Raw genomic sequence first — 26,166 nt, 5'->3', positions numbered from 1 at the left:
GATCTCGGCCTGCCGCACGCTGCGCTCCTGCGCGGCGACCGCGCGCGGCGTGACCTCCCGCGACGGTACCGGCACCGTGCGGACCTGCGGCGCAGGCGCCGCCATCTCGCGCTCGCGCACCTCGGCTTCGCGCGTGGCCATGACCGGTACATCGACAGGGCGCGTCGGCATGTCACGTCGCACGACAGGCGCAGTGACCGGCGTGGGAATCTCGCGGTTGGGAATACCCACCTCACGCAATGCCGGCTGGGTGATCTCGGGCTGCCGGGGCGTGGGCGGTGGCCGCACGAAGGCGCGCGTCGGTTCGGCAACCTCGGTCACGCGCAGTGGTTGGTCGGCGATCTCGGGCACCGGCACGTCGCGTGGCGGAATCGGCGGCACATCCACGGCCACATCGGGCGCCGCGATGTCCGGAAGTGGCGGTGACGGTTCGGCCACGGAGGGCGGCGTGGTGGCAGGCGATGCCAAGGCCTGCGACGCCGGTGCAGCACTGGTGGCCTGCTCGGCCGCGGATTCAGCGGCCTGCGTCGCGCCACCGGTCTCCTCGGGACTGCCCTCGCCGATCAGCTCCAGCCGCACGCGGCTGCTGTCGCCGGCCTCTTCGGGCGGCGGCGGAATCTTCACCAGCGCGACCCACAGCAGGAACAGGAAGAACAGCAGGTGCAGCGCGCTGCTGCTGAAGCCGGCCGCCCAGCGCATCCAGCGCTCTTCCCGCGGCGGCGGACCCCAGCCCTGATAGAACAGCGAGCGCAGGGCCTGCGCCCGGCTGGGCACGAACGGGGCCGCCCGCGCCACGCCAGGCGCACGTACATGTAACGCGCCGACGATGGCGTCGGCCTTCTCCCGCGTGATGCGGCCCAGTCGCTCCGGCAACGCGCGCAACCACAGGCCCCACCCGAAAGGCAGGCCGGTCTGGCGTTCGACGATGGGGGCCGCCTTGCGCGGCAACAGGTGTGCGATGACGTCGGTGGCGTTCGTCACCGGCGCTCGACTCCGTCAGGCCGCGTTGCCGCGCGGGATGTACGGCGCATCGCCGGACTCGTGATCGGTCGCATCGCGCACCGCGGTGACGCCGGGGACGCGTGCCATCAGTGTCTTTTCGATGCCCTGCTTCAGCGTCACGTCCGCCATGCCGCAACCATGGCAACCGCCACCGAAGCGCAGCCAAACCACGCCGTCGCCGCCGACCTCTTCGACCGCTACCCGCCCCTTGTGCGAGGCGAGTTGCGGGTTGATTTCATTGTCGACCACCCAGCGGACGCGCTCGACCAGCGAAGCGGCGTCGCCGGGGGCTTCGCCCTTGATGCGCGGCGCCTTGATGGTCAGCTGGGTGCTGGCGCCCTTCATGATGTAGTCGATCTCGGCGCCGTCCAGCCAGTGCACGCTGGGCGCGTCGATGTACAGGGTGAAACCGTCGCAATCCACCGCCCATTCGTCGCCGGCGAGGTCGCGCGGCTCGGCGAACTCCAGGCGCGCATCGGCCTGCGCCGTGCCGGGGTGGACCGCACTGAGGCGCACGCCCAGCCCGGGCAAGGCTTCGCGTTCGATCAGCTTGCGGAAGTGCGCCTGCGCGCTGTCGGAAATCTGGATCATGCGGCTATTCTAGCCCCCTGCCCCATGGGCATTCACATCCATAGGCCGGTCTTCGTGGTTCATTCAGACTGGCCGCCCCGCAGGAGATGCGCCATGTCCGACCTGATCCCCCTCGCCCGCGCGCATTGCGTGCCGCTGCGTGGCAGCGAGCACCGCCTGCCGCCGGCCCGCATCGCCGAGCTGTTGCCGCAGATCCCCGGCTGGGAGGTAGTGGAAGACGGACACGCCCTGTCGCGCACGTTTCCGTTCGACAACTACTACGAGACGATGGCGTTCGTGAACGCCCTCGCCTTCGTCGCGCATGCCGAGGATCACCACCCCGACCTGGGCGTGCACTACAACCGCGCCGTCGTGCGCTACTCCACGCACGACGTCGGCGGCCTGAGCGAGAACGACTTCATCTGCGCGGCCAAGGCCAGCGCCCTGCTGGGAGAATCCTGATGGAACGTCGCACCCTGCTGTCGCCCGTCATCCTGCTCGCCGGCGCGCTTGCACTCGCGTCGTGCGCGAAGAAGCAGGACGAATCCGCCGCGCCACTCATCGCGCCGACTGAACTGGCCGCGATCGAAACGCCGCCGCCCGCCTATCCGGCCGAGGCCGAATGCAACAGCGAAGGCGGTACCACGGTGCTGCGCGTGACCATCGAACAGGATGGCGTGCCGGCGCGCGTAGGCCAGGTACAGAGCAGCGGCAACGCCGCGCTCGACAAGGCCGCTCTTGAGGCTGTGCAGACCTGGAAGTTCCGTGCCGCCACGCGCAACGGCAAGCCGGTCACCCACACGATCAACGTCCCGGTGACCTTCCCGCCTGTGCTGGAGAAGCCGACACGCTGCTTCGCCCAGGGCGCGGGCTGATTCGAGCATCTGGAGGTCCCGCCGATGGAAGCCATCAACCTGTGGGCCGTGCTGGCGGCCGCGCTTTCCAGCTTCCTGCTCGGCGGTATCTGGTATGGACCGCTGTTCGGCAAGGCATGGAATGCTGCTGCGGGCATGGACCCGCAGAAGCAAGGGCACCCGGCGAAGATCTTTGGCGGTGCGTTCGTGTTTTCGCTGATCGCGGCAGGCGTGTTCGCCTATCTGCTCGGGCCCGCTCCAGCCCCGGCGACCGCGGTATGCACGGGCGCCATCGTCGGTATCGGCTTTGTTGCGACCAGCTTTGGCATCAACTACCTGTTCGCGCAGCGCGGCGCGAAACTCTGGCTGATCGATGCCGGATACCACACGCTCCAGTTCACCCTGTTCGGACTGATCCTCGGCCTCTGGCACTGAGTCCTCCTGCCGTCCGTCCGTTCGCGCACATATCGCAGGTTGCCAAGCCGATGGTCGCTGCGTAGACTCCGCGACCTTCCCCGATAGCGCAGGTGCGCCGTCATGCGTGTCGTCCACCATCCCGAGAGCTTCACCGCATCCTGACCGGATGCCGTCCGACCAGGCCATGAGGGCCTGCGCCGAACCGTGAACGCATTCCTGACGCCAAAGCGCGTCGGTGAGACGAGACAATCATGAACCTGCGTACGTCGCGCGCCGAATGGGCGCGCCTGTGGCAGTTGCGTCTGTACGCCTGCCTGCTGAAAACCGATCCCGAAGAAGACACCTGCCGCGCGCTCGCCGCCGGCCTTGGCAATCTGCGCGTGCGCCGCGTCGAGCCCACGCCGCTCGCGTTGCGCCGCAAGGTGGGCGAACTGCTGGCACGACGTCGCGCGTTGCCGCCCCCGGCACTGATCGACGAACCGCTGTTCGCCGAGCTGGCGCGCCTGTTCGGCTGCTCGCACGACGACGTGCAGGTGCTGGCGTTCGCCTGCGCGCTGCAGGAGCACCCCGACCTGCGTGAAGCCGTCGACCTTGGACGTAAACGCTGGCACAGCCATCGCGCGGGCCTGATGCGCCTGCTCGCCGCCGCGCTCGAACTGTCCGGTGCGCGACTGCGCGATGCCCTGCGGCCGCGGGGTCCATTGCAGTCGAGCGGATTGCTGCGCATCTACTACGGCCAGTACGCGGACGCGGCGGAATGCCTGGAACCTGCGGACCACTTGCTGCAACTGCTTGATGACGGCGTGCTGGATGCGCGCTTCCTCGATCGCCTGTTCGAGCGCGCATCCGCCACCCCCCTGTCGCTGGAGGACTATCCGCACCTCGCGGGGCCATTGCAGCGGATGCGCGACTATCTCGCCGCCGCCGCGCGCGATGGCGCGGGCGCCAACATCCTGCTGCACGGTCTGCCCGGCACCGGCAAGAGCGAACTCGCTCGCGTACTCGCTGCGTCGCTGGGCATGGACCTGTTCCTCGTGCGTACCGCCAACGCCGACGGCGAGCCGATCGAACACCAGGCGCGGCTGCAAGCCTACGACACGGCGCAACGCGCGTTGGCGGCGAATCCCCGCGCATTGCTGCTGTTCGACGAGATCGAGGATGTATTCCGGCCGCCGTCATCGCGCGAGGAGCGGGCGCCGGCCTACAAGAGCTGGATCAACCGGCGCCTCGAGACCACGACGGTCCCCTGTTTGTGGGTCGGCAACCGGATCGGCAACCTCGACGATTCGCAACTGCGGCGCTTCGACATGGTGCTGGAAGTGACCGCACCCCCGTTCGCGCACCGTCGTGCGCTGCTGCAGCGCGCGCTCGGCGAAAGGCGCGTCGACGACACGCTGCTTGACGCCATCGCCGACCACACCGCGTTCACGCCGGCGCACTATGCGCGCGCGGCACGCGTGCTCGACCGCCTCGGCATTCGCGACGACGACGCGAGTGCGCAGATCCTGCGCGGTTCGCTCGACGAACTGGCGGAGGTGCAAGGCGCGCGGCGCATCGACGTAGCCTCGCATCCGCACTCCTTCGATCCCGCATGGATCAACACCACGCCCGGTGTGGAGACGGTCACGCAGGCGCTGGCGCATGACCCGCATGGCCGCGTCTGCCTGTACGGTCCTCCTGGCACCGGCAAGACCGCGCTGGCGGCACACCTCGCCCGCCAGCTGGGTCGTCCGCTGCTGCTGCGTCGCGCGTCCGACCTGCTCAGTGCCTGGGTCGGTGAAACCGAGGCGCGCATCAGTGCGATGTTCCGTCAGGCCGAACGCGAGGGGGCGGTGCTATGCCTGGACGAGGCCGACAGCTTCCTGCGTGATCGCCGGCAGGCCCGCAGCAGCTGGGAAGTCACCCAGGTCAACGAGTTGTTGACCCAGCTGGAAGATTTCCGCGGGCTGTTCGTGGCGTCGACCAACCTCATCGACCAACTGGATGCCGCCGCACTGCGTCGCTTCGACTTCAAGCTGCGTTTCGACTGGCTGCGTCCGGTGCAGGCCGTGCAGCTGTTCCTGCACTACGCGGAGGTCTTTGCGCTGTCCCCGGACGTGGCGCCCGACAGTCTACTGTCGCGCCTGGCCGCCATGAGCCGGCTGGCGCCGGGTGATTTCGCGGCACAGCGACGCAGGCTCGCGGCACTGCGTGGCAACGGACGACACAGCGATCTGCTGGACGCGCTGGCGCAGGAAGTGGCGCTGAAACCGGGAGGCAACATCGGCGGCATGGGCTTCACCGCCGCCCTCGCCTCTCCGCGCGCTCAGCCCAGTTGATCGAGGGCGGCGGCCAGATCGTCGGCCAACGGTGCGCTGAGCACATACGGTGTCCTGCCACCGTCGAGCGCGAACTGCAGCGAGGCGGCGTGCAGGAACAGCCGCTTCAGGCCCACCTGCTCGCGCAGGCGCTTGTTGACGGCGGGGTCGCCGTACTTGTCGTCGCCAGCGACCGGATGGCCGATGTGCTGGGCGTGCACACGGATCTGGTGGGTGCGCCCCGTCTCGATGCGGACTTCGCAGTACGAATGCCCGCCGCGCCGTTCCAGCACGCGGAAGTGGCTGAGCGACTCCTTGCCGTCGCGATGCACCTGCACGTGACGCTCTCCGCCCTGGCGCAGGCCGATGTGCAGCGGTGCATCCACGCTCATCACACCATCGGGCATGCGGCCGACCAGCAGGGTCAGGTAGCGCTTCTCGATGCCGCGGGTGCCGTCCTCGCTGTCCTCGCGCAGCAGTGCCTGCAGCTCCGACAGCGCCGAGCGCTTCTTGGCCATGACCAGCAGGCCGGAGGTATCGCGGTCCAGCCGGTGGACCAGTTCCAGGGTCTGGTTGGGCCGCAGCGCGCGCATGGTCTCGATGGCGCCGTGACTGATCCCGCTGCCGCCGTGGCTGGCCACGCCAGTCGGTTTGTTGATGACGAGCAGCCGCTCGTCCTCGAACACGATGGCCGCCTCCATCCGCTTCAGGAAGCTGGCCGGTGGCCCGACCTTTTCTCCCACTTCATTGAGATTGACCGGCGGAATCCGGACCTCGTCGCCGCCTTCCAGCTTGCGCTCGGCCTTGGCCCTGCCCCCATTCACCCGCACCTGGCCGCTGCGCACCAGCTTGTAGACCAGGCTGCGCGGGGCGCCTTTCAGCTGGCCGAGCAGGAAGTTGTCGAGCCGCTGCCCGCCCCGGTCCTCCGGCACCGTGACCGTCCGCACGGCGGTCTTGGCGCCTGCGGCTGGCTTCTCGGACGGGGGGCTGGGGTTGGAGCCATTCATTCTGTTACACTCGGAGGGCGAGATAAGGGTTTGATTTCGCAGGGAGTTGCAGTTGGGCCAGAAGCCCGTCTCCCCGCGATTCCGGCAAGTGCGCGGCCACCGCCCCAGGGGCGGCCATGTTAGCGGCTGATCGGCAGGCCCGGATACCGCCGGGTGCGTGACGGCACCTGATGCTGAACATGTCCCGCGTGGCGCCCCCTCCCAAGGGAAGCTGCCTCCGGCCCCGCAACACCTATTAGAAAGAAAAGCGCTCCCGCGGCCTGCCGTGGTGTCGTAGCGCTGGAAACCCGAATCTGCCCCGCTGCGCCTGCGCAAGGGGCGGTGCAACGTTCCAGAGGCGAAACGCCATGGCGTTCCGCGCGGTAGCAGCGCGCGAGGAACGCACAATGAAACGCATGTTGATCAACGCCACGCAGGCAGAAGAACTGCGCGTGGCCATCGTCGACGGTCAGACCCTGTACGACATCGATATCGAACAGCCGTCGAAGGAACAGAAGAAGTCCAACATCTACAAGGGCCGCATCACCCGGCTCGAGCCCTCCCTGGAAGCCGCCTTCGTCGATTACGGCGCGGACCGCCATGGCTTCCTGCCGCTGAAGGAAATCTCCCGCGATTACTTCCAGGCCGGCGTCGACCACAACAAGGCCGGCATCCGCGAACTGCTGAAGGAAGGCCAGGAAGTCGTCGTCCAAGTGGACAAGGACGAGCGCGGCAACAAGGGCGCCGCCCTGACCACGTTCATCTCCTTGGCCGGCCGCTACATGGTGCTGATGCCGAACTCGCCCACCGCCGGTGGCGTGTCGCGCCGCATCGAGGGCGACGACCGCGCCGAGCTGAAGAAGGCGATGGATGCGCTCGCGATCCCCGACGACATGGGCGTGATCATCCGCACCGCCGGTGTCGGCCGCGATGCCGAAGAGCTGCAGTGGGACCTGGACTACCTGCTGAGCGTCTGGAAGGCGATCGCCGAAGCCGCGCTGACCAAGCCGGCCCCGTTCCTGATCTACCAGGAAAGCCGCCTGATCGTCCGTGCCCTGCGCGACTACCTGCGCAGCGATGTCGGCGAGATCCTGGTCGACACCGACGAGCTGTACGAAACCGCCCGCGAGTTCATGCAGCAGGTCATGCCGCACAACCTGCGCAAGCTGAAGCCGTACAAGGACGACATCCCGCTGTTCAACCGCTTCCAGATCGAATCGCAGATCGAAGGCGCGTACGAGCGCAACGTCCGCCTGCCGTCCGGCGGCTCCATCGTGGTCGACCAGACCGAGGCGCTGACCGCCATCGACGTCAACTCGGCGCGCGCCACCAAGGGCGGCGACATCGAGGAGACCGCGTTCCACACCAACATGGAAGCGGCCGAAGAAGTCGCCCGCCAGCTGCGCCTGCGCGACCTGGGCGGCCTGGTGGTGATCGACTTCATCGACATGTCGAGCAACAAGCACCAGCGCGAAGTCGAGAACAAGCTGCAGAACGCGCTGAAGTACGACCGCGCCCGCGTGCAGATCGGCCGCATCTCGCGCTTCGGCCTGCTCGAAATGAGCCGCCAGCGCCTGCGTCCGTCGCTGGGCGAGTCCAGCCAGATCGTCTGCCCGCGTTGCGAAGGCCATGGCCGCATGCGCAGCGTCGAGTCGCTGTCGCTGTCGATCATCCGCGTGGCCGAAGAGCACGCGATGAAGGACAACACCGGGCAGGTGCTGATCCAGGCCCCGCTCGAGATCGCCAATTTCCTGCTCAACGAGAAGCGCAGCGCGCTGCGCGAGATCGAACAGCGCCACGACGCGCCCGTCATCATCGTCGCCGACGAAGCGCTGCATACGCCGCACTACGAAGTCACCCGCATCCGCGAGAACGAGCTGGGCGAAGAAAGCAGCAAGCCCAGCTACCACCGTGGCACGCAGCGCAAACTGCCGGTGCACGCGCTGACCAAGGCGCAGCTCAACATCCCGGCCGCGCCCGCCGTCACCCACGTGAAGCACACGCAGCCAGCCCCGGTGCGCGAAGAGCGTGAAGTCCCGGCGCCCGCGCCGGCTCCCGTGGCCGCGCCTGTCGCCGTCGCGGCGCCCGCCTCGGGTGGCGTGGTCGGCTTCTTCAAGCGCCTGTTCGGCGGTGGCGAAGCCGCGGCACCGGCGCCGCAGGCCCGTCCGCAGCAGGACAACCGCCAGCGCAACGACCGCAACAACAACAGCCGTCGCGAGAACCGCGACAACCGTGGCGACAACCGCGGTCAGCAGAACCAGGGCCGTGGCGGCAAGCAGGACAACAACCGCCGCGACGAGCGCAACAAGGGCCAGAACGCGCAGGGCGGCAACGCCCAGCAGCAGAAGCCGCGCAACGAGCAGCAGGGCCAGAAGCAGCAGAAGCCGCAGGGCCAGCAGCAGAACAATGCCCAGGGCAATGCACAGCAGCAGCCGAAGGCACCCAAGCAGCCGCAGGGCCAGCAGGGTGGCAAGCAGCAGGCGCAGGAAGGCCAGCGCCAGCAGACGCCGCGCGCGCCGCAGCAGGACGTCGCCAAGCCGTCCGCACCGGTCGCCGTCGATGACGTGACGACGGCAGCCGTCGTGGTCGCCGCCACGCAGGACGTTGCGCGCCCCGCCCCGCCGGTTACCGCGCCTGCCGCGGTCCCGACCTCCGACGCGACGCCCGCCGAGCTCGACGCGACGCAGACCGTCGCGATCGAGGGTGAAGAAGCCGCCTCGGCAGACGCCGGCGAGAACGGTGAAGGCGGCAGCCGTCGTCGCCGTGGCCGTCGTGGTGGCCGTCGTCGTCGTCGTGGCAACGGTGAAGCCGGTGCCGCAGGCGAAGAAGGCGTGCTGGCCGACGATCTGGGCAGCGATGATGACGCCCCGGTCGCCGACCGTTCGCAGCCGGAGTTCGACTTCGACGACGAAGAGCCCGTTGTCGCCGCGCCGCGTGCACCGAAGTCGCAGCCTGCAGCGCCCGCCGCGGCTGTCGCGCCGGTAGCGGCTGCCCTGGTCGCCAGTGCGGAGCCGCCGGTATCGGTGGCCGCCGTCGAACCCGCGCCCGTCAGCGTGCCCGCTCCGGTGGTGGTCGAGACCGTCGCTGCCGCGGACGTCATCGAGGAAGTGAAGGCCGAAGCCGCCGCCGTCCAGCCCGAGGTGGCCGCCACGGTGCAGCAGGAAGCCCCGGTTGCCGTCGCCATCGTCGAGACCGTCAAGGCCGAGATCGTGGCCGAGCCGGCTCCGGTGATCGAAGCGGTCGCAACGCCGGCGCCTGTCGTCGCTGCGGTGGAAACCTTGGAGACAGTCGTAGACACCCCGGTGGTCGCCGCCGTGCACAACGAGCCCGTACAGATCGACCTGGTCGATGCGGTCAACGAAGCCACCGCCGAACCCGAAGTGCCGGTCGAGGCCGTCGTGCCGACCCCGGCGCCGGCCGCTCCGAAGCCCGTCGCGGCACCGGCCACCGGTTCGCTGTTCTTCGTCGCCGATGCGGATACGCCGCCGTCGGTCACGCGCAGCCTGTTCGAGCCGGTGGTCACGCCGGTCAAGCCGGTCGACGAGATCGTCCAGGCCGACAAGCAGGACGAGGACGGCACCGAGGAACGCAGCGCCTGACGGGCCGGGTTTCCCGGGAGTTACAAGCACACTGGCCGCGCAAGCGGCCAGTGTCGTTTCCGGGGATCCGGTCCTGTCGCCACGGCGACTGGCGAAGCGGCGAGCGCGGAAGTACAGTCGACCCACGTTCCCCTGCAAGGATGCCGGTCATGCGTCGAACCTGCCTACCCGCGCGCGCAGCACACGCCATGATCGCCCTACTGCTGGCGCTGACCGCTGCGGGCACCGCAAACGCGCAGCAACGCAGCGTTCGTGGCTGGACCGATGGCCCCTATCTGGTCCAGGGCACGGGAGGATCCGAATCGCTCCTGCTGGAGTGGCGGTTCCTCGACGTCTACTGCATCGACATGCCACGACTGCAGCCTGTCCGGGATGTCGTCCACGGCACGCTGGGAGGCGGCGCGATCTCGTTCTACCGACTGCGCTACGAGAACGGCCTGAGCGCGTATGTCGTTACGTCCACCGTACCGAAGGACCGTACGTCCGCAGACGAGTACGGCGTGCTGCTGCGTCGCGAGCAGGACAACGCGCGCGCCATCAGCGCGGCGACTTCCCCGGATCGCTACCGGGTCGACACCGGAACATCGCCTTGGGGCCCCACCGTGCGGATGCGGCTGCTCAACATCGGTCAGGACGATCCGGACGAACCGTTCCCGGTTGCGCGCCCCCTGCTGAATGCGCCCGACGCGCCGCTGTACTCGCTTTCGGTCCATCGCATGTTCGTGCATGGCAACAGCCGCTACGAGATCGCCGTACTCGCCGTGCCTGCCGACGGCGAAACTCGTGCAGCACTGGAAGCCCGCGCCGATCGTCTTGCGGACACCATGGTGACGTCCCTGCAGACCTGTACGGCAAAACTCGAAGCCGGCGAACCTGCACCGTCTACGCAGTAAACGGCGGCCAGGAGACGCGACTACCCGCTACAACGCGCGCGTCGGATCCATCAGGCCCCACTGCGCGGCGAGACGGGCCAACGCGATGTTGTCCTGCACGCCGGTCTTCTCGAACAGGCGCGTCTTGTGCGTGTTCACCGTCTTGGCGCTCAGGCTCAGGCGCCGCGCGATCTCTTCCTGGCGCAGGCCTTGCGTAAGCAGCATCGCCACTTCCAGTTCGCGCGGCGACAGCGCATCGAACGGCGAAGCATCGCCACCGACGGTGTGCAACGCCAGGTTCTGCGCCACGTTGCTGCCCAGGTAACGCTTGCCGCGCGCCACATCACGCACGGCGCGGATCAGTTCCGCCGCATCGCCGGCCTTGCCGAGGTAACCGGACGCACCGGCTTCCAGCAGGCGCTTGGGCAACGGACCGTCTTCCAGCACCGACACGATGATCACCCGCACACCGATGTCGGCACGCACGATGCGTTCGGTCACTTCCAGGCCGCTGTAGCCCGGCAGGTGCAAGTCGCAGAGCACGACATCGGGTTTGAGCTGGCGCACCAGCGGCAGCGCCGCTTCACCGGTCTCCGCCTCGCCTACCACCTCGATCTCCGTATCGCCTCCAAGGATCAGGCGCATGCCGGTGCGCACCAGGGCGTGGTCGTCGATCAGGAATACGCGGATGGTCATGAAAACGGCTGCCTTGAGGGGACGGGTCGAGCGTAGGGGGGCCGTCCGTCGCCGCGCAATTAACATTGTATCGGGTGTAGACGCCCTACATGCGTGTAGCTCGGTCGAGCCCGCACGCCCGCTGCGGCATACTCGGCCTTTCAACACGCTTTCCACTGGGGGTTCCACCATGCGCCACGTCCGCCGCAGCCTGCGCTGCGCCCTGCTTCTTGCCCTGTTCGCCGCCGTGCCGGCGTGGGCCGATGATGTGTCCGGCCGCTGGCATGGCCAGGTGGAAGCGATCAGTGCAGGCGGCGACACCGCTGGACGCGGCGACGCAATCGGTCAGCGCCTCGATGCACTCGGCATCGCCTGGAAGCGCGAGGCATTCGAACAGGATGGCCAGGCCGGCCAGAACCTCGTCGCCGATCTCGGCGGTCCCGACAAGGCACCGCTGCTGCTGATCGGCGCGCACTACGACAAGGTCGCCGTGGGCCATGGCGCCACCGACAACGCGTCGGGTGTCGCTGCGGTGCTGGAACTCGCGCAGGCATTGAAGGCCAAGCCGCTGGAACATCACCGCGTGCAGGTGGTGTTCTGGGACCTGGAAGAGAAAGGCCTGCTTGGCGCGCGCGCCTGGGTCGCCACCGAAGGACGCGAGAAGCCCGCGCTGTACGTCAACTTCGACGTGTTCGGCTGGGGCGACACACTGTGGATGATGACGCCCGACAGCGGCACGCCCTTCGTTGCCGCCCTGCGCACGGCCAGCCAGCAGGAGAAGATCGGCTTCTCGCCCGGCGACAAGTACCCGCCCACCGATCATCTGGCCTTCCTCAAGGCCGGCTGGCCGGCGGTGTCGTTCTCGCTGGTCGGCGGCGACGAGATCGATCCCATCCTCGCGGTCTTCGGCGGCGGCAAGCCGGCGCAGGTGCCCAAGGTGATGCAGGTGATCCACAGTGAGCGCGACACCGCGGCCGAGCTCGACGCCGCGCGCGTGGACGATGCCCTGCGCGTGGTCGAACAGGGCCTGCGCGCCTGGGATCACCAGACCGCGCACTGATCGGTTTCCTTGCGCCGGATACACGAACGGGCCCTTTCGGGCCCGTTTGCGCTTACAGCGAGAACACGCCTGGCTCTCCGGGCGGCGACGGTGTCGGACTCGCGGTCCACCGCCAGGCGCAGCACGGAACAGGGGGTGTCCGGATAAGCTGCGTTCGGTTCTCTCGTGGTGCCCTGGGTGTCAGTCTTGCGACTCGGAAGCAGGGTTTGTGCGGGAGGCAGAGGGGGTGGATCCGCCGGCCCGACCACTGCGCGTTGTTGTACGGACACGAATGCGAAGGCCGCGTGTAGACCGTTCAGCCGGACCGCACATTTTTCTCGCGTGGTTTCCACACCGCTTAACTCCGGCAAACGGCAGGCTGCGCCTATGCACGGGCGTCACGGCGCCCCCCGTACGGTGGCTTCCAGGCAACACGTTCCCACACCCGCCATGATGACCTTCGACCTGTTCCATGCAGCGGCCGACGACGGCACTTACGAGCTGTCCATCAACGAGTCGCCACCCCTGCACTTCAACACCCGTGGCGCCGCCCTCGGGTATGCCGTGAAGCTGGCCAACCAGCGCCACCGGCAAGGCCTCGATTACGCCATCAACATCGAAGGCGGCGACGGACGCTGGCGCTTGTTCGAAGGCTGGCGGCTCTGCGCCTGAGCCGAGGCCATCGGCCCCGTATTGCTGTCCGCATCCGGTAAGTCCTCGTGGCACAGGCGTGTCACCCTGTCGGCCCACTGCCGATGACAGGAACGCCATGACCACCGCCGCCCGCTTCCGCGCCCTGCACACGCAAGGCCTGCTCCGTCTGGCCAATGCCTGGGACGCCGGCACCGCCCGCCTGATCGAACACCTGGGGGCGCCCGCCGTCGCGACCACCAGCGCCGGCCTGGCATGGGCGCAAGGCTGGCCCGATGGCGACGCGCTGGACGTCGAGGCGCTGCTGCATGCCGTCGCGGGTATCGCGCGTGTCATCGACGTACCACTGACGGTCGATGTCGAAGGCGGTTACTCGGACGATCCCGCCGCCGTCGCAGACACCGTGCTGCGCGTGGTCAACGCAGGTGCGGCCGGCATCAATCTGGAAGACGGCGCGGGCGATCCCGCACTCCTTGCCGCGAAGATCCGCGCGATCCGCGAACGGTGCGCAGCGAACGGCGTCGATGTCTTCATCAACGCACGCACCGATGTCTACCTGCGTGGCCTGGTCGAAGAAGGCGCGCGCATCGATGAAACCCTTGCGCGCGCCGAGCGTTATCGCGACGCGGGGACCGACGGTCTGTTCGTGCCCGGCCTGGTGGATGCCGAAGCCATTCGCGTGATCGCGGCGCGCAGCGGCCTGCCGCTCAACGTCATGCTGCGTCCGCAGCTGCAGGATCTGGCCGCCCTCGACGCGCTCGGCGTGCGCCGCATCAGCACCGGCTCGGCATTGGCCGAGTCGATGTACGGGCGACTGGCCGCCCAGGTCGAGACCTTCCTGCGCGCCGAGCGCACCGCCCTGCCCGACCCGCAGGCGATGGGCTATGGCGCGATCAACAGCCTGTTCGGATGACAGTGCCGGTGCGTAGGATTTTTCCTACAGCACACCGGGGTGACACCCGACTGTGAACATGAACGGCGTAGGCGAGGATAGATGCGTCCCCGGCAGCACGCCCTGCGCAGGCCAGGAATGGCCGCTCTGCAATGGAACAAGGGCGCTGCCTTGAGCAAGCAGCACTGCCGGAGCCGGGGACTCCCCCTTTCAGACCCGATCGCCCATGGTCGGGTTTTCTTTTGCCCGCTTCAGCGGGCCCAGAGCTCCGGCACCTGCGCCAGTCCGAACAGCACCAGCGCCGTGGCCGCGATCAGCAACCACGCCATGCTCCGCACGACCAACATGCGCATCGTGGGTCTCCTGCCCCTTGTGTGAAGCGACTATCGCGGCGCGCCCGGGGTCGCGTCAAACGTAAATGCATTAAGCCGCCTGAGCGGTAGGTGTTTCCGCATTTACCTCGTCGTCCGTGCCACGTGCCGCCGCCAGGAACTCGCGTCCCCAGCGCGACAGATCGTGGTGACGCACGATGTCGAACAGGCGGCGCTGGCGGTCTTCGCGCTCGCCCGGCGTCATCACCAGTGCCTGCCGCAGCGTGCGCGCCAGGTCCGCCGGATCATGCGGATTGGTCAGCACCGCGCCCTTCAGTTCGGCGGCCGCGCCGGCGAATTCCGACAGCACCAGCACGCCGTCGCCGCCCTCCAGCCCCTGCACCGCCACGAATTCCTTCGCCACCAGGTTCAGGCCATCGCGCAGCGGCGTGATCCACATGACGTCGGCCGCGGCGTAGTGCGCCACCACGTCGGCGAACGGCAGCACGCGCGAGAAGAAACGCACCGGTGTCCAGTCCAGCTGCGACAGCCGGCCGTTGATGCGCCCCACCGCCTGCTCGATCTGCTGCTGCAGCGGGCGGTACACGGTCATCTCCTTGGCCGCCGGCACGCAGACCAGCACCAGCGTCACCTCGCCGCGCAGTTCCGGCGACGCATCCAGCAAGCGCTCGAACGCGTGCAGCTTCTGCAGGATGCCCTTGGTGTAGTCCAGCCGCTCGATCGACAGCACCAGCTTGCGCCGGCCGATCTCGTCGCGGATCCGCGCGATGTCGTCCGACACCTGTTCCGTCTCCAGGCTGGCGCGGATCCGGCCCACATCGGTGCCGATCGGATGCGCGCCGATGCGCACCGTGCGGCCGTCGATGCGCAGTTCCGTGGCCATGTCCTCCACGCCGACCGCGCAGCCGAAGGTCAGGAAGCGCGGTGCGCACGACGCGCGCGCGGTCACTTCCACCGGGAACGTGCTGCGTACGGCGTCGGTGAAATTCTCCGCATGGCGCGGGATGTGGAAGCCCACGTAGTCGCAGGCCAGCAGGCTGCCGAGGATCTCGCGGCGCCACGGCAGGATCGCGAAGATGTCGGCCGACGGAAACTGCGTGTGGTGGAAGAAGGCGATCTTCACGTCCGGGCGCAGCTCGCGCAGCACCGACGGCACCATCCACAGGTTGTAGTCGTGCAGCCACACGGTCGCGCCCGGCGCGGCCTCGGCGGCGGCGGCTTCGGCGAAGCGGCGGTTGACGCGCGTGAACAGCTCCCAGTCGTCCTCGCTGAAGCGCGCGCGCTCCCAGAAACTGTTGATCACCGGCCAGAACGCTTCCTTCGAGAAGCGCTTGTAGAACACGTCCACCTCGTGCTTCGTCAGCGGCACGTGGGTCGCCGTGAGACCGGGATAGCGCTCGGCATCCACCGTCGCGCGCGGCTCGATCGGCGGTGCCTTCGCATCGTCCACCGTCCACGCCACCCACGAACCGGGGCGACCGTCGGCGAAGAAGCTCAGCAGGCTGGGGATGATGCCGTTCGGCGAACTGTGCGGCTTGCGCACGCGCTGGCCATCGATGATGTGCTCCTCGTACGGCAGGCGGTGGTAGACCATCACCAGTTCCGCCTTGCCGGGCGCATGCGTCGGCGGTGCGTAACGGTCGGCCTCGATCAGCGCGAAGTGCGCCATCGCCTGCAGGATGCCGCCGCAGCCCGGGGCATCCGCATGCAGCACGTTGTCCATGCCGGTGGTGGCGGCGACCAGCGCCGGCTCCGACTCGCCCACACAGACGCCGGGAAAGCCTTCGCCATACATCGACAGATCGTTGAGCGTGTCGCCGGCGACCAGCACGCGTGCGGCGTCGAGGTCGAGCTCCTCGACCAGCGCGGTCAGCGTGCTGCCCTTGCGCGTACCGCGCGGCAGGATGTCGAGATAGCGATCGGCCGAATACAGCACCTCGCAGCCCAGCGATGCCGCGACGGCTTCGACGTCCGCCTGGATCGTCGACAGCTGTTCCGGATGGCAGTAGTACGAGCAGCGGCGCTCCTGCGGCACTTCCTGGCGCACCAGCATCGGGAAGCGGCGCATCGCATCGGCGACCACGTGCTCGCCCGGCCAGCGCGCTTCGATCTGCGACTGCAGCGGCTGGATCGGCTGCATGTCGGCGGTTCGCAGCACGGTGGCGCCGACATCGCAGATCACGTAGTCCGGGGTCGGCAGGCCGGGATCGGCGAGCAGCGGCAGGATCGCTTCGCGCCCCCGCCCGGTGACCCAGGCGAGTTTGATGTCGGGATGCGCGTCGACCAGGTGGTACAGGCGCTTGCGCGCGTCCGCATCGCCGGCCAGGAAGGTGCCGTCGAGATCGGTGGCGAGCAGCAGGGGTTGCGAGGGTTCTTTCAACAGGGTCATGCGGGTGCACTCCATGTTCGCGGGTGAGGCCGCGCACGGAGGCACGACGCAAAGCGTCAAGGGACGCAGGCGGGGAAACGCACCGGGAATACGCCGCAAGGGGGCGCAGGAAGAACGTCGTCGCGTGCCAGGCACGCTGCGCGCAGGAAGCGCTACAGATGCGCGTCCGTCCCCAGACATGGACGCGGACATCGACTGATGCGATGCAGCATTGTAGTCCGCATCTCACATCGAGAGGTCAACGTGATGTTAAGAATGTTAAATCGAGCGGCTGAACGTGGCTCTCGCCTGTCAGCAAGATGCAACGTTGGATCGAAACGATCCTCCCATCCATCGCCAGGATCGAACGTTGGATCGAAATGATCCGCTCATCCATCAATGAGATGGAACATCCGATCGAAATGATCGGCTCATCCATCGAAAAGATCGAGCATTGGATCGAAACGATCCGCTCGCCCGACACCACGATCCGATGGTGAGGCGCTTCGTCAGTCGATGAAAACCTTGCCGGGGCCGTACTCCCACCGCCAGGGCGCACCGGTCTCGCCCAGCACGAATGCCACCAGCCGCGGGAACGCGCGCTCGGCGCGCACGTCGTTGCCCAGGATCACCACGCAACGCTGGTGCTGTTTCACGCACACCCAGGTGTTGCCGGTCGAATCGTTGTGGCCACCCTTGTAGAAGCCCGCGCCCTGCGGGCCGTCGAACACCACCACGCCCAGCCCCGCCGCCAGATCCTTGCGTCGCTGTGCCGGCGGCAATTCGTCCTGCAGCGTGGGGAACTGCGAAGCGGTGGTGATGGCGAGCTGCGGCGAGGTCATCGCATCGACACTGCTCTTGCTCAGCCCTTCGCCACGGACATAGGCGGCCGCGAGGTTGGCCATGTCGGCGATGCTGGTATCCATCGATCCCGCGGCGCGCACGCGACCGCGTTCGTCGTGCGGTTCGACGGCGCCATCTTCCCTCCAGCCATCGGCAAGATTGGCGGCGAAGTCGGCGCGCCATTTCATCCCGGTGTCCGGCATGCCGAAACGATCGAACACGCGACGCTGCATTTCGGCGCCCAGGTCCAGGCCCAGTCCACGCTCGATCACGTACTGCAGCAGGATCAGACCCTCACCTGAGTACGCGTAACGCGTGCCGGGATCGAAGTGGATGCGCAGCTTGCCGTCGGGTTCGAGGAAGGCGAAGTTGGCGAAGCCGCTGCTGTGCGTCAGCAGGTGGCGCGCGGTGATCGTCTTCCAGCGCGGATCGCCGGCCAGGTCGGGCCACGGGCCGTAGCCGTCTTCGGCGGGATAGTCGGTGAGCGGCTTGTCGAAGTACTCGCCGATCGGGCGATCAAGGTCGAGTTTTCCCTCCTCCACCAGTTGCATCACCGTGTAGCCGAACACCGCCTTGGTCAGCGACGCGCCGTACATCACGGTGTCGGCCGTCAGCGGCTCGCCCTTCGCATTGCGCTTTCCGTACGCCGCGACATGCACAACCTTGCCCCCGTCGATCACCGCGATGGCCAGGCCGTTGGCCTGGGCGGCTTTCATCGCCGCCGCGACCTCGGCATCCAGCGCGGCGCGAGAGGGAATGGCATGCGGCTCCGCCGCGAACGCGGCGACCGGCAGCATGGCGAGCAGGCAGACTCCGAGCAATCGACGCATGACCCCTCCTGTGTTCAGTCGATCATACGGGCCGCGGTTGACGGATGAAGCGCCGGAGGTCATGGGTGCCCACGCAGGATGGGGGACTGCGCCGGGTCACCCCAGCGCCGTATCCAGCACCATCATCAGCACGAAGCCGATCATCAGGCCCGTGGTGGCGAAGCTCTCGTGGCCCTTGCGGTGGGACTCGGGGATGATTTCGTGGCTGATGACGAACAGCATGGCGCCGGCGGCGAAGCCCAGTCCCCACGGCAGCATCAGTTGCGAGTGCGCCGCCACGGCAGCACCGAGCACCGCGCCCAGCGGTTCGACCAGTCCGCTGGCCGCGCCAATGAACACCGACAGCCAGCGCTTGTAGCCCGCCGACAGCAGCGCGACCGCCACCACCAGCCCTTCCGGCACGTCCTGCAGCGCAATGCCGATGGCCAGCGCGTTCGCCCGTGCCACGCCGTCGTTGCCGGCATAGCCCACGCCGATGGCCAGGCCTTCGGGCAGGTTGTGCAGCGCAATGGCGAACACGAACAGCCAGGTGCGCCGCAGCTTCTCCGAGATCTGCCCTTCCCTGCCCTTGATGAAGTGCTCGTGCGGCAGCAGCCGGTCGAGCGCCATCATCACGCCGCCGCCCAGCAGGATCGCCAGCCCGATCACCGCGCTGGCGGCCGCTTCGCCGCCACCGAACAGCGGCGTGCCCTGCGCGGCTTCCAGTCCGGGCATGATCAGCGAGAACGCGCACGCGGCCAGCATCACGCCGGCGCCGAAGCCGAGCAGCGTGTCCTGCGTGCGCGTGGACAGGTTCTGCGAGAACAGCACCGGCAGCGCACCGAGTGCGGTCGCCATCGCCGCGACCGAGCCGCCCATGAAGGCGTCGCGGATCACCGGCGAGCTGTCGACGAACTGCCAGAAGTTCCAGCCCAGCGCGATCACGCCGAGCACGAGGATGGTGATGCCGAGCGCACGGCGCAGGTCGCGCGTGCGCAGCGGCAGCGGCGCCTTCAGGCCGCCCAAGCGCGCGTCAGCGTCCGGCTTCGGCATGGCGCCTCGCCACTTCGTCCCAGCGGACGACGTTGTAGAACGCCGCGATGTAGTCGGGGCGACGGTTCTGGTACTTCAGGTAGTAGGCGTGTTCCCACACGTCCAGGCCGAGGATGGGCGTGCCGCCGGAGCCGATGCCGGCCATCAGCGGGCTGTCCTGGTTGCCGCTGCTCTCGACCGACAGGCGACCGTCGCGACCGACCACCAGCCATGCCCAGCCGCTGCCGAAACGGGTCAGCGCGGCCTTGGTGAAGGCGTCCTTGAAAGCATCGAGGCCACCGAGGTCCTTATCGATCGCCGCGGCCAGCGCGCCGCTCGGTGCGCCGCCACCGCCCTCGCCGGCCGGCGCCATCACCGTCCAGAACAGGCTGTGGTTGGCATGGCCGCCGCCGTTGTTGCGCACCGGCAGTTGCAGCGCGGCGGGCAACTGGGACAGGTCGGCGATCAGTGCTTCCACCGGCGTGTCTGCGTACGGCGTGTCCTTCACCGCGTTGTTGAGGTTGGTGATGTAGGTCTGGTGGTGCTTGCTGTGGTGGATCTCCATGGTCTGCGCATCGATGTGCGGTTCCAGGGCGTCGTAGGCGTATGGCAGGGCGGGCAGCGTGTACGGCATGGTCGGGTTCTCCGGGGGAAAGTCGGGATCAGTGGCGGGCGCCGTCGAACGGCGGGAAGGCGACGGTGGCGCTGGCGCATAGCAATGCGTCGGTGCGGGTGCAGTGGCCATGCGTGCGCTGCCAGTGCAGCAGCGCGAAGCGGGCTTCGGTCAGGTGGCGGATGGCGTGCAGACGGATGTCGTCGCGCGTGCCGGCATCGCAAGCGATGCGCATCAGCGCGTCGTGCGCGGCGCACAGATGGTCGAGCGCGGCGCCGGTGTCGCCACGGCGTTCGTGCGTATCGGCGAGGTTGTGGTGCGCCACGACGAGGGCGGCGAGGCAGTCGTCAGGCGAGGCCGTCAGCGCGGATCCGGCTGCGAGCGTGGTGGCGAGCTGGAGGGCGCGGGCGTAGTCGAGGGCGGCCAGGTCCAGCCGGCCGGCGGCGAAGGCGGTGTTGCCCTGCCGTGTCAGCCTGCGCCACTGCGCGAGGCCTTCGGCACTCTGCGGCGCCGGATGTGTCGAAACGGGGGTGTGCCCACGCATGCTTGGCTCCTCGATTCCAAGGGGCCCTTTGCGTATGCATGCGTAATCAGGCAGGACGATGATAGGCAGGTGCGCCGCCCATCGTCCAGTCGGGGCGGCGCGGCGGGGTCAGGACGCTGCGTATCGTGTGCGTGCGCGGCGCACGCGGGGTGTCAGGCGGTGACGATCTTCATCAGGGCGACGCTGGCGATGCCGGCCACCAGCCAGATGGCGACGCGCTTGAGCACGGCGGCATCAATGCCTGCCCTGCCCTCGGCGGTCTGCATGGGCCGGGTGCCGACAACCAGCACGTGCATGGGCAGCGCGATCACCAGCAGGAACGCGAACACCCAGTACATCGTCTCGTCGCCCAGCTTCGGCCAGATCAATGGCATGGCGACACCGGCGAAGATGCCGGCGATGGCGGCGGTGAGGGGGGTTGGGGTGATGGGCATGTTCTGGGCGTCTTGTTGATGCGTGAATGGAGTCTAGCGGACTGGCCGAGCAGAGTTGGTCTACCGAATAGTCGTAGGATGGGTTGAGCGAAGCGGCTTTCAACGGCGAAGACGGTCTACCCATCATCGCCATCCATGAGGTCAAGGAATGACCAACTACCGCCGCGCCTTCATTCCCGGCGCCACCTACTTCTTCACCGTCAATCTCGCCGACCGCCGCGCGACGCTACTGGTCGACCATATCGATCTGCTGCGCGAGGCGATCCGCTACACGCGGCAACGGCATCACTTCGTGATCGATGCGATGGTCGTGTTGCCCAACCACAACCACGCCACCTGAACCCTGCCATGGCGTGAGGGCGAGTAACCATGCCGTCGCCATGGCTTGAATTTCTTGGGGGCGGGGTACCCACACCGTGACAATCGCGCCAAACAATGCGGATTAGGTGCGAGTGCCGAATTTTCAGGAAAACCGTCCAGCAGCCACGGCTTCAGTGGACCGGGAAGCCGCCAAAGCCCTATCTATTCGCTTGCCCGGTAGGCGGGGCTTTTTACGAACAATTGAAATGTGATCAAGGAGCCATAGAATTGGACTACTTAAGGGGACAACTAGGGACGTCCATGACCTTCGTGAAGCCGTGCTATGCGAAGCCTGATGTTCGGCGCGCCGGGGAATGCCTCATTGCAAGAAAGGCAACTCCCGAGGAGAGGGCGCACGCTACGAGCGTTATGACGAACTGGCGCGCCAGTCACGGCTACGTGTTAAACACGTTCCAATCGACCCTGCGAAACAAGCTCAGATATCTAGATAAGACCGCGATTGTCGGTCAGCGCCTGAAGCGCGCTCCGTCCATCGTCGCAAAGCTATCTCGATTCAACACAATGAAGTTGCACCAGATGCAGGACATTGCTGGCTTGCGCGCGATAGTTGAGACAAACGCCAAGCTAAAACGGCTACACGACAACTATAGAGACAGCAGATTTATCCATGAGCTAATCAAGACTCATGACTATGTTAGCAATCCCAAGCCCGATGGCTACCGGAGTATTCATCTCGTCTACCGATACCAGAACCCTAAAGCGCCAGTCTACGACGGCCTATTCGTCGAGCTACAACTTCGTACGAGGTTGCAACATGCCTGGGCAACTGCTGTCGAGACGGTTGATGCTTTTCTAGGACAAAAAATTAAAGCGGGAGAGCCGAGTCAAGACTGGGCTGAGTTCTTCCTTCTCGCTAGCGCAGCATTCGCCCATAGCGAGAAAATGCCTCTCCCCGAAAAATTCCGCAACATTGCGCCTAAGACATTACTTTCATTGCTGCGGAAATCAGAGAAGAAGCTGGATGTGCTCCTCAAACTTCGTGGATTTAGCGTGGCAGCAGATAAAATATTCAGAGATGGCCTTGCATCGGCCAGCTACCATCTGATCACGCTTAACTCTGCCGCACGAACACTCACAATTAGCTCCTTCCCTCTTGCCGATCAAGATTTGGCGAATAAGGCATACGCCGAACTGGAAGAACGCGCTTTCAATGGGGAGCCACTTGATCCAGTCCTCGTCACGGGTGGACGAGTAGATGGCTTGAGAAAGGCTTATCCAAACTACTTCTTGGACACGCAGTCATTCGTGAAGATTTTGGAGCGCATAATTAATCAGGGACACGGCTTCGAATGAAGCACTGACAGTCTCGCCACCCCTGACGAGACTCAAGTCACTGGATTTCCTTCGGCACGCTTATTGTCAGTGACCAGCAATCTAGTTGCTGCTCACAACACGAAAATCATCTTTACCCCTGACTATCTTCAGGAATAATTCTTATGGAGTACTGCTTCTATCTTGATTGGTCCGGATTGGAGCCGGAGGTATGGGCCGCGTGGGCGCAAGCCGTACTGTCTGCAATCGCCATTGTTGTTGCCGCGAGAATGGCGATCAATCAAGAGAAGCGCCAACAACGCGCCAAGCTCTCAGCTTATTTGGCAATTGCCAGCGACATTGTTGATCAGGCCGACAGTTCGCTTAAAGACTTTAGGGGTCGGGAAGGACAATACAGTTCGCTCCCCCAATATCAATGGTGGGAAAGAATCTGCTCAGTTCTCGACGCGATTCCACTCCACGAAATTCCGGACTATCGCCTTTACGACGTCATATGGAGAGCGAAGAACATATCTATCGGCGCGCGTGAACTTCACGCCAAAACTCAAAGTAAAGAACTGATTGACGCCAAGAAGATCGAGATCATGGAGTTGATCCGTGAGAATGCCGGCGGGGTATACGACGAAACCGTCAAGGTCGTGAACGAGGTAATCACGCCAAGTATTGTTCAACGCATACGCTACTGGTGGCTCAAGAGAGGCTAGCGAAAAGCCGCAATCATTATTGGTAGCAAGTAGGATGGGTTGAGCGCAGCGGCACCCATCCTACAGACAAAGCTTGGCGCTTCCGCCTTGGACGCTTCCGAGGAAGTACTTCGCGCCGCCCCGGTTGATGCGATAGGCGACATTGACGTTCTGGCAGCCCTCGGACAGTCGGTAGGCCTTCCTCACGTCCTCAGCCGTCAACGTGAATCCCACCCAGCCTTGAGGCCGCAACACGGTGTCGCTGCTCGGTCCAGCAATCGGGGAACCACCGGAACTGACGGGGGCATCCACATCCGGCCTGTCGGACGATAGTTCGATGGAAGCGTTCATGGGCGTCCCCAGCCCGGCGAACTCGGGCAGCGTCACCATGTCGTACGTGTTGTTGGTGATCTGGAAGGACACCTCCTCTCCCTCCTGCCAGACCTCGATGCACACCCGGCCTGCGGCGCATTCTTCTTCGGCGACCGGATAGCTCCCGTCGCATGCGGCGAGCAATGTTGCTGCAACGAAGACAAGCGCTTTCATGGCGTTCTCCCTGATTGGCTTTCCGTGCACCACGTAAGCTGGGTCATCTCCCGCGCTTGCATTCAAGACGCCGGGAGAAACTCGCCCGCATCGACCAGCTCGATCCCGGGCGCTGACTTCAGGCACGCCGCCAGCTGCGGGACGTGTCCCTGCCCATAGAACACCACCGCACGATCACCCGGCTTCAAGGCCTGCAGCAGGCGCGCGCAGATACCGAAGTTCCGCTTCGCCCAGGCAGCGTTGAGTTCCACACCCGGCTGCTGCGCACCGCCGCCGTAACGCAGGAACTCCGCATAGAACGCCGCGGCCTCATCGAGCGCCTGCGGCGTATTCATCTGGCGCAACACGCCACCGATGCTGTGCGTGAACTGCAGCGCCGTGATGCGCGTCGTGATGCCCTGCGCCTGCCCCATCAGCGCATCCAGATCGCCCTCCTTCCCGTTGGCCTTCGCCCACGCACTCAACGGCTCGAACGGAAAGTCGCCCGGCACGTCCAGCCCGTGGACACGCGACAGCCCCACCTGCTTCGCCAGCCGGAATCCCAACTGCACGACTTCGTTGCTGGAGGGCGGCAGACGCCGTTCGCGATACCTTGCGTATTCATCGTTAGCCGCATCGGCGGGCCACTCGACGCCAACGAACGTTGGCTTGAACGCCGCCAGCCCATCCGCCACCGCCTGAAGCTCTGCCTGGCGCTGCGGCACCGTGACATCCACCGACGCCACGTTGGCCTGGTCCTGGCCAGGATTGCTGAAGTGGTAGGTACCCACGAGGATCACGCGCGCCGGGGGACCGGAAGCCCACGCCGCACCGTGGAAGAGCAGGACGAACAGAACGAGGAAACGACCCATGACCTTTCCCTCCAACGTGTTTACATGCCTACGTGCCTGATGACGCCATGAAGTTCAGTGCGAAGAACACCCCGAGCAGCACGCAGACCGCGAGGCCGAACGCGAGTTGCTGGATCACCTGCCGCCTGATCCAGCCCGGCGGACGCCGGCGCAGGAACACGTAGACAGGAAAATAGAGCGCAATCGCCGCGACAAGCACTCCGCGCCACGAATGCTCGAAAGCCCACGCGAGGTCCTCGTCAGCCGCGAAGAACATGAGGTACAGCGTCACCAACAACTGGCCGACGAAAAGCGCCACCGGCAGCGACAGCACCGCGATTCCGAGATCGATCTTCTTCACGTCCAGACGTCCCCCATCCGGTGCAATGTGGCGGAGAGAGTGGGATTCGAACCCACGGTAGGCTTACACCTACGGCAGTTTTCAAGACTGCTGCCTTAAACCGCTCGGCCATCTCTCCGTTTTCTGGAACTGCCCGCGACCCCGTCGCGGCATCTCGCCGCCCTACCCCGGCGGCGCGCCCGGCCCCTTGCAGGCCGTGGCGCATTTTCGCACGAACCCCGCCGCCGTGGCTTACGAGGCCTTCTTCACCTTGGCGGCCTTCGTATTGTCGATGGCCATCGCGATGGCCTTCTCCTTCTCCTCCGCACACTTGCCACCGCAATCCAGCCGCGACGACTCGATCTGCTGCGGCAGATGCTCGGCCAGGAAATCGATGAACACCCGTACCGCCGGCAACAAGCCCCGGCGCGACGCGAACACCGCATGGCAGATGCCCTGCGGCAGGCTCCATTCCGGCAGCACCACCTCCAGCTCACCCTTGCGCACCGCTTCCGCACACACCGTCTCCGGCAGCAGCGTGATGCCGTAGCCGTCCTTCGCCATCGACTGCAGCAACGGGAAATCGAAGCCGGCCAGACGCGGATTCAGTTCGATCCGGCGCACCTCGCCATTCGGACCGTGCAGTTCCCAGCGCTGGCGCGCCTCGTCCTCGCTGATGCTCAGGGTGACGTGCTCGGCCAGGTCTTCCGGCACCTTCGGACGACCGGCGCGGTTGAGGTACTTGGGGCTGGCGACCAGCAATTCCTGGATCTGGCCGAAGCTACGCATCACCAGGCTGCCATCGTCGTCGAGCTTGGCGCGCACGCGCAGCGCCACGTCGTAGCCCTCGTTGATGATGTCGACCCGGCGGTTGTTGACGTGCAGCTGCAGCCGCACCTTCGGGTACTTGTCGAGGAAGGCCGGCAGGATCTTCGGCAACTGCATCTGCGCCACCGCCACCGGCACGCTGACCCGCACCACGCCGCGCGGCTCCGCGCTGAGGCGGTCGACCACTTCGCGCGCGGCCTGGGCTTCGGCCAGCATCGTCTGCGCATGGCGGTGCACGCTGGTGCCGACGTCGGTCACCGCGAAGCGCCGCGTCGAACGCTGCAGCAGGCGCACGCCCAGATCGGTTTCCAGCTGGCTGATGCGCCGGCTCAGGCGGGACTTGGGAATCCCCAGGGCGCGCTCGGCCGCCGCGAAGCCGCCGTGGTCCACCACCATCGCGAAGTAATAGAGGTCATTGAGGTCGTGCTGCATGACTATAATTCCGCCTTTAGAACAA

26 protein-coding genes, 1 tRNA gene and 1 pseudogene are annotated in these 26,166 nt (G+C 66.4%); 13 read left to right on the top strand and 15 right to left on the bottom strand.

Annotation, left to right across the window (positions count from 1 at the left end):
* Positions 1 to 981: pseudogene (locus IB225_RS19480) on the bottom strand (hypothetical protein); the annotation flags it as partial.
* Positions 982 to 996: 15 nt separating this feature from the next.
* Positions 997 to 1,593: an NfuA family Fe-S biogenesis protein gene (locus tag IB225_RS19475; protein ID WP_192314366.1), complete on the bottom strand. Its 597-nt coding sequence runs from the start codon at positions 1,591 to 1,593 to the stop codon at positions 997 to 999.
* A gap of 93 nt (positions 1,594 to 1,686) precedes the next feature.
* On the opposite strand from IB225_RS19475, the gene IB225_RS19470 reads away from it, so the two are divergent.
* The 4 genes from IB225_RS19470 (at position 1,687) to IB225_RS19455 (ending at position 5,161) form a co-directional block, all read left to right on the top strand.
* On the top strand, positions 1,687 to 2,034 hold the full coding sequence (locus tag IB225_RS19470) for a 4a-hydroxytetrahydrobiopterin dehydratase (RefSeq protein WP_192314363.1): 348 nt from the start codon (positions 1,687 to 1,689) through the stop codon (positions 2,032 to 2,034).
* Positions 2,034 to 2,447 carry an energy transducer TonB gene (locus tag IB225_RS19465; protein ID WP_192314360.1) on the top strand — a complete coding sequence of 138 codons (414 nt, stop codon included), beginning with the start codon at positions 2,034 to 2,036 and terminating at the stop codon, positions 2,445 to 2,447. Before IB225_RS19470 ends, IB225_RS19465 begins: the two co-directional genes overlap by 1 nt.
* A 24-nt stretch (positions 2,448 to 2,471) precedes the next feature.
* Positions 2,472 to 2,861 (top strand): DUF1761 domain-containing protein, encoded by a 390-nt coding sequence (locus IB225_RS19460; protein ID WP_192314358.1) that lies wholly within the window; start codon positions 2,472 to 2,474, stop codon positions 2,859 to 2,861.
* A gap of 233 nt (positions 2,862 to 3,094) precedes the next feature.
* Complete coding sequence (locus IB225_RS19455; protein WP_192314355.1) at positions 3,095 to 5,161, top strand: ATP-binding protein; 2,067 nt, start codon at positions 3,095 to 3,097, stop codon at positions 5,159 to 5,161.
* Here IB225_RS19455 and IB225_RS19450 read toward each other — a convergent pair.
* On the bottom strand, positions 5,149 to 6,147 hold the full coding sequence (locus tag IB225_RS19450; protein WP_192314352.1) for an RluA family pseudouridine synthase: 999 nt from the start codon (positions 6,145 to 6,147) through the stop codon (positions 5,149 to 5,151). The two genes, IB225_RS19455 and IB225_RS19450, sit on opposite strands and share 13 nt — an antisense overlap.
* Positions 6,148 to 6,533: 386 nt before the next feature.
* Between IB225_RS19450 and rne the strand changes: the two genes are divergently transcribed.
* Positions 6,534 to 9,725 carry a ribonuclease E gene (gene rne / locus IB225_RS19445; protein ID WP_192314349.1) on the top strand — a complete coding sequence of 1,064 codons (3,192 nt, stop codon included), beginning with the start codon at positions 6,534 to 6,536 and terminating at the stop codon, positions 9,723 to 9,725.
* 149 nt (positions 9,726 to 9,874) lie between these two features.
* Positions 9,875 to 10,618, top strand: coding sequence for a hypothetical protein (locus tag IB225_RS19440; RefSeq protein WP_192314347.1), 744 nt, complete (start codon positions 9,875 to 9,877; stop codon positions 10,616 to 10,618).
* A gap of 27 nt (positions 10,619 to 10,645) precedes the next feature.
* Here the strand turns inward: IB225_RS19440 and IB225_RS19435 are convergent, their stop codons facing one another.
* Positions 10,646 to 11,293 carry a response regulator gene (locus IB225_RS19435; RefSeq protein ID WP_192314344.1) on the bottom strand — a complete coding sequence of 216 codons (648 nt, stop codon included), beginning with the start codon at positions 11,291 to 11,293 and terminating at the stop codon, positions 10,646 to 10,648.
* 169 nt (positions 11,294 to 11,462) lie between these two features.
* On the opposite strand from IB225_RS19435, the gene IB225_RS19430 reads away from it, so the two are divergent.
* The 3 genes from IB225_RS19430 (at position 11,463) to IB225_RS19420 (ending at position 13,875) form a co-directional block, all read left to right on the top strand.
* Positions 11,463 to 12,332 (top strand): M28 family metallopeptidase, encoded by an 870-nt coding sequence (locus IB225_RS19430; protein ID WP_192314341.1) that lies wholly within the window; start codon positions 11,463 to 11,465, stop codon positions 12,330 to 12,332.
* Positions 12,333 to 12,761: 429 nt separating this feature from the next.
* A complete protein-coding gene (locus IB225_RS19425; protein ID WP_192314338.1) occupies positions 12,762 to 12,983 on the top strand; it encodes a hypothetical protein in 222 nt (73 codons plus the stop codon).
* Positions 12,984 to 13,080: 97 nt separating this feature from the next.
* Complete coding sequence (locus IB225_RS19420) at positions 13,081 to 13,875, top strand: isocitrate lyase/phosphoenolpyruvate mutase family protein (RefSeq protein WP_192314335.1); 795 nt, start codon at positions 13,081 to 13,083, stop codon at positions 13,873 to 13,875.
* Positions 13,876 to 14,277: 402 nt separating this feature from the next.
* On the opposite strand, the gene ggpS is transcribed toward IB225_RS19420, so the two are convergent.
* Positions 14,278 to 16,575 (bottom strand): glucosylglycerol-phosphate synthase, encoded by a 2,298-nt coding sequence (ggpS, locus tag IB225_RS19415; protein ID WP_225584103.1) that lies wholly within the window; start codon positions 16,573 to 16,575, stop codon positions 14,278 to 14,280.
* A gap of 299 nt (positions 16,576 to 16,874) precedes the next feature.
* Between ggpS and IB225_RS19410 the strand changes: the two genes are divergently transcribed.
* On the top strand, positions 16,875 to 17,054 hold the full coding sequence (locus tag IB225_RS19410) for a hypothetical protein (RefSeq protein WP_192314332.1): 180 nt from the start codon (positions 16,875 to 16,877) through the stop codon (positions 17,052 to 17,054).
* A gap of 9 nt (positions 17,055 to 17,063) precedes the next feature.
* On the opposite strand, the gene IB225_RS19405 is transcribed toward IB225_RS19410, so the two are convergent.
* From IB225_RS19405 to IB225_RS19385, 5 genes are all read right to left on the bottom strand, one after another.
* Positions 17,064 to 18,227: a serine hydrolase domain-containing protein gene (locus tag IB225_RS19405; RefSeq protein ID WP_192314329.1), complete on the bottom strand. Its 1,164-nt coding sequence runs from the start codon at positions 18,225 to 18,227 to the stop codon at positions 17,064 to 17,066.
* Between the two features lie 96 nt (positions 18,228 to 18,323).
* Positions 18,324 to 19,259, bottom strand: coding sequence for a ZIP family metal transporter (locus tag IB225_RS19400; RefSeq protein ID WP_192314326.1), 936 nt, complete (start codon positions 19,257 to 19,259; stop codon positions 18,324 to 18,326).
* The gene (locus IB225_RS19395) at positions 19,240 to 19,872 is read right to left on the bottom strand and encodes a superoxide dismutase (RefSeq protein WP_192314323.1); all 633 of its coding nucleotides are present in this window, start codon (positions 19,870 to 19,872) and stop codon (positions 19,240 to 19,242) included. Before IB225_RS19395 ends, IB225_RS19400 begins: the two co-directional genes overlap by 20 nt.
* 28 nt (positions 19,873 to 19,900) lie before the next feature.
* Positions 19,901 to 20,395, bottom strand: a complete 495-nt coding sequence (locus IB225_RS19390; RefSeq protein ID WP_192314320.1) for a hypothetical protein — start codon at positions 20,393 to 20,395, stop codon at positions 19,901 to 19,903.
* A 152-nt stretch (positions 20,396 to 20,547) separates the two neighbouring features.
* Positions 20,548 to 20,829 (bottom strand): hypothetical protein, encoded by a 282-nt coding sequence (locus IB225_RS19385; protein WP_192314317.1) that lies wholly within the window; start codon positions 20,827 to 20,829, stop codon positions 20,548 to 20,550.
* Between the two features lie 148 nt (positions 20,830 to 20,977).
* On the opposite strand from IB225_RS19385, the gene IB225_RS19380 reads away from it, so the two are divergent.
* From IB225_RS19380 to IB225_RS19370, 3 genes are all read left to right on the top strand, one after another.
* Positions 20,978 to 21,169 (top strand): hypothetical protein, encoded by a 192-nt coding sequence (locus IB225_RS19380; RefSeq protein WP_225584100.1) that lies wholly within the window; start codon positions 20,978 to 20,980, stop codon positions 21,167 to 21,169.
* Between the two features lie 281 nt (positions 21,170 to 21,450).
* Positions 21,451 to 22,503, top strand: coding sequence for a RelA/SpoT domain-containing protein (locus IB225_RS19375; protein ID WP_192314315.1), 1,053 nt, complete (start codon positions 21,451 to 21,453; stop codon positions 22,501 to 22,503).
* Positions 22,504 to 22,646: 143 nt separating this feature from the next.
* Positions 22,647 to 23,186, top strand: coding sequence for a hypothetical protein (locus IB225_RS19370; RefSeq protein WP_192314312.1), 540 nt, complete (start codon positions 22,647 to 22,649; stop codon positions 23,184 to 23,186).
* Positions 23,187 to 23,246: 60 nt separating this feature from the next.
* On the opposite strand, the gene IB225_RS19365 is transcribed toward IB225_RS19370, so the two are convergent.
* From IB225_RS19365 to IB225_RS19345, 5 genes are all read right to left on the bottom strand, one after another.
* Positions 23,247 to 23,711, bottom strand: a complete 465-nt coding sequence (locus IB225_RS19365; RefSeq protein WP_192314310.1) for a hypothetical protein — start codon at positions 23,709 to 23,711, stop codon at positions 23,247 to 23,249.
* A gap of 62 nt (positions 23,712 to 23,773) precedes the next feature.
* Positions 23,774 to 24,562: a DUF5694 domain-containing protein gene (locus tag IB225_RS19360; RefSeq protein WP_192314307.1), complete on the bottom strand. Its 789-nt coding sequence runs from the start codon at positions 24,560 to 24,562 to the stop codon at positions 23,774 to 23,776.
* Positions 24,563 to 24,590: 28 nt separating this feature from the next.
* A complete protein-coding gene (locus IB225_RS19355) occupies positions 24,591 to 24,902 on the bottom strand; it encodes a hypothetical protein (protein WP_192314304.1) in 312 nt (103 codons plus the stop codon).
* 28 nt (positions 24,903 to 24,930) lie between these two features.
* A tRNA-Ser gene (locus IB225_RS19350) sits at positions 24,931 to 25,020 on the bottom strand.
* 113 nt (positions 25,021 to 25,133) lie between these two features.
* Positions 25,134 to 26,141: a LysR family transcriptional regulator gene (locus IB225_RS19345; RefSeq protein ID WP_192267893.1), complete on the bottom strand. Its 1,008-nt coding sequence runs from the start codon at positions 26,139 to 26,141 to the stop codon at positions 25,134 to 25,136.
* Positions 26,142 to 26,166 lie beyond the last annotated feature (25 nt).

It is taken from the genome of Pseudoxanthomonas sp. PXM02, from assembly GCF_014851805.1.
In the GTDB taxonomy this organism is placed as follows: domain Bacteria; phylum Pseudomonadota; class Gammaproteobacteria; order Xanthomonadales; family Xanthomonadaceae; genus Pseudoxanthomonas_A.
Note: the sequence above shows the minus strand (reverse complement) of the source record. Positions and strands in the feature narration are given on the sequence as shown.